The 7979-nt window shown below is 59.4% G+C and carries 8 protein-coding genes; 7 read left to right on the plus strand and 1 reads right to left on the minus strand.

Going from position 1 to position 7979, the window contains the following annotated elements; genetic code table 11:
• From lepA to pdxJ, 6 genes are all read left to right on the plus strand, one after another.
• Positions 1 to 1755 (plus strand): translation elongation factor 4 (gene lepA / locus ACIGDJ_RS21355; RefSeq protein ID WP_397504612.1); only part of this gene is annotated, 1755 nt, incomplete at its 5' end.
• Between the two features lie 9 nt (positions 1756 to 1764).
• The gene (gene lepB, locus ACIGDJ_RS21360; protein ID WP_101159339.1) at positions 1765 to 2619 is read left to right on the plus strand and encodes a signal peptidase I; all 855 of its coding nucleotides are present in this window, start codon (positions 1765 to 1767) and stop codon (positions 2617 to 2619) included.
• Between the two features lie 169 nt (positions 2620 to 2788).
• A complete protein-coding gene (rnc, locus tag ACIGDJ_RS21365) occupies positions 2789 to 3478 on the plus strand; it encodes a ribonuclease III (protein WP_024011703.1) in 690 nt (229 codons plus the stop codon).
• Positions 3471 to 4373 (plus strand): GTPase Era, encoded by a 903-nt coding sequence (gene era, locus ACIGDJ_RS21370; protein WP_003221935.1) that lies wholly within the window; start codon positions 3471 to 3473, stop codon positions 4371 to 4373. Before rnc ends, era begins: the two co-directional genes overlap by 8 nt.
• A gap of 169 nt (positions 4374 to 4542) precedes the next feature.
• Positions 4543 to 5232 carry a DNA repair protein RecO gene (gene recO / locus ACIGDJ_RS21375; RefSeq protein ID WP_397479955.1) on the plus strand — a complete coding sequence of 230 codons (690 nt, stop codon included), beginning with the start codon at positions 4543 to 4545 and terminating at the stop codon, positions 5230 to 5232.
• Positions 5233 to 5271: 39 nt separating this feature from the next.
• Positions 5272 to 6015: a pyridoxine 5'-phosphate synthase gene (pdxJ, locus tag ACIGDJ_RS21380; RefSeq protein WP_397479956.1), complete on the plus strand. Its 744-nt coding sequence runs from the start codon at positions 5272 to 5274 to the stop codon at positions 6013 to 6015.
• 127 nt (positions 6016 to 6142) lie between these two features.
• Here the strand turns inward: pdxJ and mltF are convergent, their stop codons facing one another.
• Positions 6143 to 7603: a membrane-bound lytic murein transglycosylase MltF gene (mltF, locus tag ACIGDJ_RS21385; RefSeq protein WP_101159342.1), complete on the minus strand. Its 1461-nt coding sequence runs from the start codon at positions 7601 to 7603 to the stop codon at positions 6143 to 6145.
• Positions 7604 to 7888: 285 nt separating this feature from the next.
• Between mltF and ACIGDJ_RS21390 the strand changes: the two genes are divergently transcribed.
• Positions 7889 to 7979, plus strand: a 91-nt coding sequence (locus ACIGDJ_RS21390) for a hypothetical protein (protein ID WP_397504614.1), incomplete at its 3' end; no start/stop codon positions are given.

Raw genomic sequence — 7979 nt, forward strand, 5'->3', positions numbered from 1 at the left:
CACATTGACCATGGCAAGTCGACGCTGGCTGACCGTTTCATCCAGATGTGCGGCGGCCTGGCCGAGCGTGAAATGGAAGCCCAGGTGCTGGATTCCATGGATCTTGAGCGTGAACGCGGGATCACCATCAAGGCCCACAGCGTTACCCTCTATTACAAAGCCAAAGACGGCATCACCTACCAGCTGAACTTCATTGACACCCCGGGCCACGTCGACTTCACCTACGAAGTCAGCCGTTCCCTGGCCGCGTGCGAAGGCGCCTTGCTGGTGGTCGATGCGGGGCAGGGCGTCGAAGCCCAGTCCGTGGCCAACTGTTACACCGCCATCGAGCAGGGCCTGGAGGTCATGCCGGTACTGAACAAGATCGACCTGCCACAGGCCGAGCCGGATCGCGTCAAGGACGAGATCGAGAAGATCATCGGCATCGACGCCACCGACGCCGTCACCTGCAGCGCCAAGACCGGCCTGGGTGTCGACGAAGTGCTCGAGCGTCTGGTGCACACCATCCCTGCGCCGACCGGCAACATCGAAGATCCGCTGCAAGCGTTGATCATCGACTCCTGGTTCGACAACTACCTGGGCGTTGTTTCCCTGGTTCGCGTGCGCCACGGTCGCGTGAAGAAGGGCGACAAGATTCTGGTCAAGTCCACCGGCAAGGTGCACCTGGTCGACAGCGTTGGCGTGTTCAACCCGAAACACACTGCCACCGTTGACCTCAAGGCCGGCGAAGTGGGCTTCATCATCGCCAGCATCAAGGACATTCACGGTGCGCCGGTCGGTGACACCCTGACCCTGAGCTCCACGCCAGATGTGCCTGTGCTGCCGGGTTTCAAACGCATCCAGCCACAGGTTTACGCCGGTCTGTTCCCGGTCAGCTCCGACGACTTCGAGGATTTCCGCGAAGCGCTGCAGAAGCTCACCCTGAACGACTCGTCGCTGCAGTACACCCCGGAAAGCTCCGACGCGCTGGGCTTCGGCTTCCGTTGCGGCTTCCTCGGCATGCTGCACATGGAAATCATCCAGGAGCGTCTTGAGCGCGAGTACGACCTGGATCTGATCACCACCGCGCCGACAGTAATTTTCGAGCTGGTGCTGAAAACCGGTGAAACGATTTACGTCGACAACCCGTCGAAGCTTCCGGATGTGTCGGCAATCGAGGACATGCGCGAGCCAATCGTGCGCGCCAATATTCTCGTGCCGCAGGAACACCTGGGCAACGTCATCACCCTGTGCATCGAGAAACGCGGCGTTCAGGTCGACATGCTGTTCCTCGGTAATCAGGTGCAAGTCACCTACGACCTGCCGATGAACGAAGTGGTCCTGGACTTCTTCGATCGTCTCAAATCCACCAGCCGCGGCTATGCTTCGCTGGACTACCATTTCGATCGTTACCAATCGGCTAATCTGGTGAAACTGGACGTGCTGATCAACGGCGACAAGGTCGATGCCCTGGCATTGATCGTGCACCGTGACAATTCGCACTTCAAAGGTCGCCAGTTGACCGAGAAGATGAAAGAACTGATTCCTCGTCAGATGTTCGACGTGGCGATCCAGGCCGCCATCGGCGGTCAGATCGTGGCCCGGACAACCGTCAAGGCACTCAGAAAGAACGTATTGGCCAAATGCTACGGCGGTGACGTCAGTCGTAAGAAGAAGCTGCTCGAGAAGCAGAAGGCCGGTAAGAAACGCATGAAACAGGTCGGCAACGTGGAAATTCCACAGGAAGCCTTCCTCGCCGTGCTCAGGTTGGAATAATCAGGTCCTATGTCGCTAAATTTCCCGCTGTTGCTGGTCATCGCCGTGTTCGTCTGCGGCCTGTTGGCGTTGCTTGATCTGCTGTTCCTGGCACCGCGTCGGCGGGCTGCCATTGCCTCGTATCAAGGCAGTGTCAGCCAGCCCGAGCCTGTGGTGGTCGAGAAGCTGAACAAAGAGCCGCTGCTGGTCGAATACGGCAAGTCGTTCTTTCCTGTGCTGTTCATCGTGCTGGTTCTGCGTTCGTTCCTGGTGGAGCCGTTCCAGATTCCGTCCGGCTCGATGAAACCGACCCTGGATGTCGGCGATTTCATTCTGGTGAACAAGTTTTCCTACGGCATCCGCTTGCCGGTGATCGACAAGAAGATCATCGAAGTCGGTGATCCGCAGCGCGGTGATGTCATGGTGTTCCGCTACCCGAGCGACCCGAACGTCAACTACATCAAGCGTGTGGTCGGCCTGCCGGGTGACACGGTGCGTTACACCGCCGACAAGCGTCTGTTCGTCAACGGTGAGTCGATTGCCGAGAAAATGGTCGGCGCCGAACCGGGCACGCTGGGCAGCGCTGAACTCTACAAAGAGAAGCTGGGCGCCGCCGAGCACCTGATCCGCAAGGAAATGAGCCGCTATCGCGCCACGCCGGATCGTTCGTGGACAGTGCCTGCCGGGCACTATTTCATGATGGGCGACAACCGCGACAATTCGAACGACAGCCGTTACTGGGATGATCCGAACATTCCCAAGGACCTGCTGGGCATGGTTCCCGACCGCAATATCGTCGGCAAGGCCTTCGCGGTCTGGATGAGCTGGCCGGAGCCGAAACTCAGCCACCTGCCGAATTTCTCGCGGGTCGGCCTGATCAAGTAATCAAACACGGCGCTGTTGACCACAGCGCCGAATGCATTTCTGGAGCCGGCACAATCGGCTTCGCAATCGCCAGGATCTATTTTTTGAACACAGCGTTAATTGTCCCAGGCCTGCGCCGTACCCCGGCGATGGCAGTGGAAACCAGCCACGAACTCAGCGTGGGTAAACCGTGAGCGTTTCTCTAAGCCGTCTCGAGCGCCAGCTCGGTTACACCTTCAAGGATCAGGAGCTGATGCTGCTGGCCCTCACGCACCGCAGTTTTGCCGGACGCAACAACGAGCGTCTGGAATTCCTCGGCGATGCCATCCTCAACTTCGTCGCTGGCGAGGCGCTGTTCGATCGTTTCCCGCTGGCCCGCGAAGGCCAGTTGTCGCGTTTGCGCGCGCGCTTGGTGAAAGGTGAGACGCTGGCCGTACTGGCTCGCGGTTTCGACCTCGGCGATTATCTGCGTCTGGGGTCGGGTGAGCTCAAGAGCGGTGGTTTCCGCCGTGAATCGATCCTCGCCGATGCCCTCGAAGCCCTGATCGGTGCGATCTACCTCGACGCCGGCATGGACGTCGCCCGCGAGCGCGTGCTGGCTTGGCTGGCCGGCGAATTCGAAGGCCTGACGCTGGTCGATACCAACAAGGATCCGAAAACCCGCTTGCAGGAACATCTGCAATCGCGCGGTTGCGAACTGCCACGCTACGAAGTGGTGGATATCCAGGGCGAACCGCACTGCCGAACCTTCTTCGTCGAGTGCGAAGTGGTCTTATTGAATGAAAAAAGCCGAGGTCAAGGCGTGAGCCGTCGTATTGCCGAACAGGTAGCGGCCGCCGCAGCATTGATTGCCCTGGGCGTGGAGAATGGCAATGACTGATACAAACGCAACTCGCTGTGGCTACGTTGCCATCGTCGGCCGTCCCAACGTCGGCAAGTCGACGTTGCTCAACCACATCCTCGGGCAGAAACTCGCGATCACCTCGCGCAAGCCGCAGACCACGCGCCACAACATGCTCGGCATCAAGACCGAGGGCGACGTGCAGGCGATCTACGTCGACACCCCGGGCATGCACAAGGGCGGCGAAAAGGCCCTGAACCGTTACATGAACAAAACCGCTTCGGCAGCGTTGAAAGACGTCGACGTGGTGATTTTCGTGGTCGACCGCACCAAGTGGACCGAAGAAGACCAGATGGTCCTCGAACGCGTGCAATACGTCACTGGCCCGCTGATCGTTGCGCTGAACAAGACCGATCGCATCGAAGACAAAGCCGAGCTGATGCCGCACCTGAGCTGGTTGCAGGAACAGCTGCCGAACGCGCAGATCATCCCGATTTCCGCGCAGCACGGGCACAACCTCGACGCGCTGGAAAAGGTCATCGCCGATCACCTGCCGGAGAATGATCACTTCTTCCCCGAAGACCAGATCACCGACCGCAGCAGCCGTTTCCTTGCCGCCGAACTGGTGCGCGAGAAAATCATGCGCCAGATGGGCGCCGAGCTGCCGTACCAGATCACCGTCGAAATCGAAGAGTTCAAGCAGCAGGGCAAGACCCTGCACATCCACGCGCTGATTCTTGTCGAGCGTGACGGCCAGAAGAAAATCATCATTGGCGACAAGGGCGAGCGCATCAAACGCATCGGCACCGAAGCCCGCAAGGACATGGAGCTGCTGTTCGACTCCAAGATCATGCTCAACCTGTGGGTCAAGGTGAAAGGTGGCTGGTCCGATGACGAGCGCGCGCTGCGTTCGCTGGGGTATGGCGACCTGTAACAGCCCCGGTTTTCTCATACACCAGAGAACCCTTGTGGGAGCGGGCTTGCTCGCGAAGGCGGGGTATCAGTCGATACATTCTTCGACTGATACCCCGCCTTCGCGAGCAAGCCCGCTCCCACATTGGGTTTATGTTGACTCAGGAATGCGTTTCTTCATCGAGAACTCAATGTCGCAAAACCCGCCTCCCGCCCAATCCGCCTACGTCCTGCATTCGCGCGCCTACCGCGAATCCAGTGCGCTGGTCGACTTCCTCACGCCACAAGGGCGGCTGCGGGCGGTGTTGCGCAGTGCGCGGGGCAGGGCCGGGACGCTGGCGCGACCGTTTGTGGCGCTGGAGGTCGAGTTCCGTGGCAAGGGTGAGCTGAAAAACGTCGGGCGCATGGAGAGCTCTGGCACCTCCGCCTGGCTCAACGGCGAGGCGCTGTTCAGCGGTCTCTATCTCAACGAACTGTTGATTCGCCTGCTGCCTGCCGAGGATCCGCATCCTGCGGTGTTTGATCACTATGCCGCGACCCTGTTGGCGCTCGCCGAAGGCCGACCGCTTGAGCCATTGTTGCGCTCCTTCGAGTGGCGGCTGCTGGATGATCTTGGCTACGGTTTTTCCATGAATACAGACATACATGGCGATCCTGTTGCTGCGGACGGTCTCTATCGCCTGCAAGTCGATGCCGGGCTCGAGCGGGTTTATCTGTTGCAGCCAGGCCTGTTCAACGGCACTGAACTGCTGGCCATGGCCGAGGCCGACTGGTCGGCGCACGGTGCGCTGTCGGCGGCCAAGCGTCTGATGCGCCAGGCGCTGGCAGTCCATTTGGGCGGGCGTCCGCTTGTCAGTCGCGAGCTGTTTCGCAAGCCCTGATATGCTGTGCGCCGAATTCTTCCCTTCAGGAGCGCACTCGTGACCACCAGCAATCGCATTCTTCTTGGCGTGAACATCGACCACGTCGCCACCCTGCGTCAGGCCCGTGGCACGCGCTACCCGGATCCGGTCAAGGCGGCGCTGGATGCGGAAGAGGCGGGAGCCGATGGCATCACCGTGCACCTGCGCGAAGACCGCCGGCATATCCAGGAACGCGACGTGTTGCTGCTCAAGGATGTGCTGCAAACGCGCATGAATTTCGAAATGGGCGTCACCGAAGAAATGATGGCGTTTGCCGAGCGTATTCGCCCCGCGCATATCTGTCTGGTGCCGGAAACCCGTCAGGAGTTGACCACTGAAGGTGGCCTGGATGTGGCGGGACAGGAGGAACGCATCAGGGCTGCGGTGGAGCGGTTGTCGAAAATCGGCAGCGAAGTATCGCTGTTCATCGACGCCGACGAGCGGCAGATCGCCGCCTCCAAGCGCATCGGTGCGCCGGCGATCGAACTGCACACCGGGCGCTACGCCGATGCCGACACTCCCACCGAAGTGGCCGAAGAGCTCAAGCGCGTCGCTGATGGCGTCGCGTTCGGTCTGGCTCAGGGCCTGATCGTCAATGCCGGACATGGCCTGCATTACCACAACGTCGAAGCAGTGGCGGCGATCAAGGGCATCAACGAACTGAATATCGGCCACGCGCTGGTGGCGCATGCGTTGTTCGTAGGGTTCAAGTCCGCCGTGTTCGAGATGAAAGCCCTGATCCTGGCCGCGGTCAAGGTTTAAAGGTCAGCGCGTAACAACTATGGGAGCGGGCTTGCTCGCGAAAACGGTGGGTCAGCCAAAGATGATGTCGACTGACACCGCGCATTCGCGAGCAAGCCCGCTCCCACAGTTGGATTTGAAGTGTTGGTTAGAGCGGGGCAGGTTCCTGCGCCGGTTTCGATTTGTCGATCGCCGGCACATGCAGGTTGCCCTCGGCCACCTGATCGCCTTCAAGCTGCGGCTGGGTCACCCAGGTCAGGATGTCGTAGTAACGACGAATGTTCGCCACGAAATGCACCGGTTCGCCGCCGCGGGCGTAGCCGTAGCGGGTCTTGCTGTACCACTGCTTCTGCGACAGGCGCGGCAGTATCTTTTTCACATCCAGCCACTTGTCCGGATTCAAGCCTTCCTTCGCCGCCAGCTTGCGTGCGTCATCCAGATGGCCGCTGCCGACGTTATACGCCGCCAGGGCGAACCAGGTGCGGTCCGGTTCCTGGATCGAATCGTCGAGCTGATCCTTCATATAAGCCAGGTACTTGGCGCCGCCCATGATGCTCTGCTTGGGATCGAGGCGGTTGGACACGCCCATCGCCTGCGCGGTGTTCTGGGTCAACATCATCAGGCCGCGTACGCCGGTTTTCGAGGTCACCGTCGGCTGCCACAGCGATTCCTGATAGCCGATGGCCGCCAGCAGGCGCCAGTCGACTTTCTCTTTCTTCGCGTAGTTCTTGAAGTGCTGTTCGTATTTCGGCAGACGCTGCTGCAAATGCTGGGCAAAAGTGGTGGCGCCCATATAACCGAGTACATCGACATGGCCGTAGTAGCGGTCTTTCAGGCGTTGCAGGGTGCCGTTTTTCTGAACCTTGTCCAGATACGCATTGATTTCATTGAGCAGGCTGTTGTCTTCGCCCGGGCCAACCGCCCAGCTCTGGCTGCGCGCGTCACCAAGGTCGAAAGCTACGCGGATATTGGTGAAGTACACTTGGTTCATCGCCACTTCGTTGGAGTCGACCAGCGTCAGGTCAATCTGGCCTTCATCGACCATGCGCAGCAGATCGACCACTTCAACTGCGTCGGATTCTTCGTACTCGATGCCGGGATATTTCTGCTTCAGTTCGGCCAGTTGCTCGGCGTGGGTACTGCCCTTGAGCACGGTGATCTTCTTGCCGACCAGATCCACCGGATCGGTGGGGCGCGACTGGCCGTTGCGGTAGATGATCTGCGGGGTGACTTCAAGGTAGGAATGGGAGAACCGCACCTGCTTCTTGCGTTCATCGCTGCTGACCAGACCGGCGGCCGCGAGCACCGGGCCGTTCGGCTTGCCGACCTGGTTGAACAGGTCATCGAGATTGTCGGCGGTCTCGATCTTCAATTCGACGCCCAAATCGTCGGCGAAACGCTTCACCAGCTCGTATTCGAAGCCGGTTTCACCGCTGCGATCCTGAAAGTAGGTGGCGGGGCTGTTGCGGGTAACCACCCGCAGCACACCGTCCTCCTTTACGCGCTCGAGTGTGTTGGGTTTATCAACACAACCACCGAGCATCAGGAAGAGTCCGGTTGCGATCAGCCATTTGGCGTATCGCGGACGCAAAGCCGTTGGGAAAAACATCTGCGCAGTATACGCAAACGGCCACGGGCGCCATATCTCGACAGCGTAGGACGAGTCTGCTAGCGATCACAAATTCGCGCGAAATACCTTGAGAACGGGCCTTCAGGGCACTTTGTTACATAAAAAATAAGCCGCGCTGAAACGCCCGATTTACCTGACTCCGAAGGCAGAAACACAGATTGCTACCCGAGTGCAACCGTGCGTAGCGTTTCGGGTGATGTTGAGGTCGGTTTAGGCTAGAATGCACGGCCTCAAAGCACACCCCTTCCCGAGGCTGTCCCGAAGATGTTGATCCTGCGCGGCGCTCCTGCCCTTTCTGCCTTTCGCCAAAGCATAATCATTTTGCAAGTGTGCTTTTATGGTATTGCTTTTATTT

It is taken from the genome of Pseudomonas sp. NPDC079367 (assembly GCF_044542195.1).
Classification (GTDB): domain Bacteria; phylum Pseudomonadota; class Gammaproteobacteria; order Pseudomonadales; family Pseudomonadaceae; genus Aquipseudomonas.

Excerpts from the sequence above, each read along its gene's own strand:
- mltF (WP_101159342.1), bottom strand. The coding sequence starts at position 7,603 with ATGTTTTTCCCAACGGCTTTGCGTCCGCGATACGCCAAATGGCTGATC.
- recO (WP_397479955.1), top strand. The coding sequence starts at position 4,543 with ATGTCGCAAAACCCGCCTCCCGCCCAATCCGCCTACGTCCTGCATTCG.
- lepB (WP_101159339.1), top strand. The coding sequence starts at position 1,765 with ATGTCGCTAAATTTCCCGCTGTTGCTGGTCATCGCCGTGTTCGTCTGC.
- era (WP_003221935.1), top strand. The coding sequence starts at position 3,471 with ATGACTGATACAAACGCAACTCGCTGTGGCTACGTTGCCATCGTCGGC.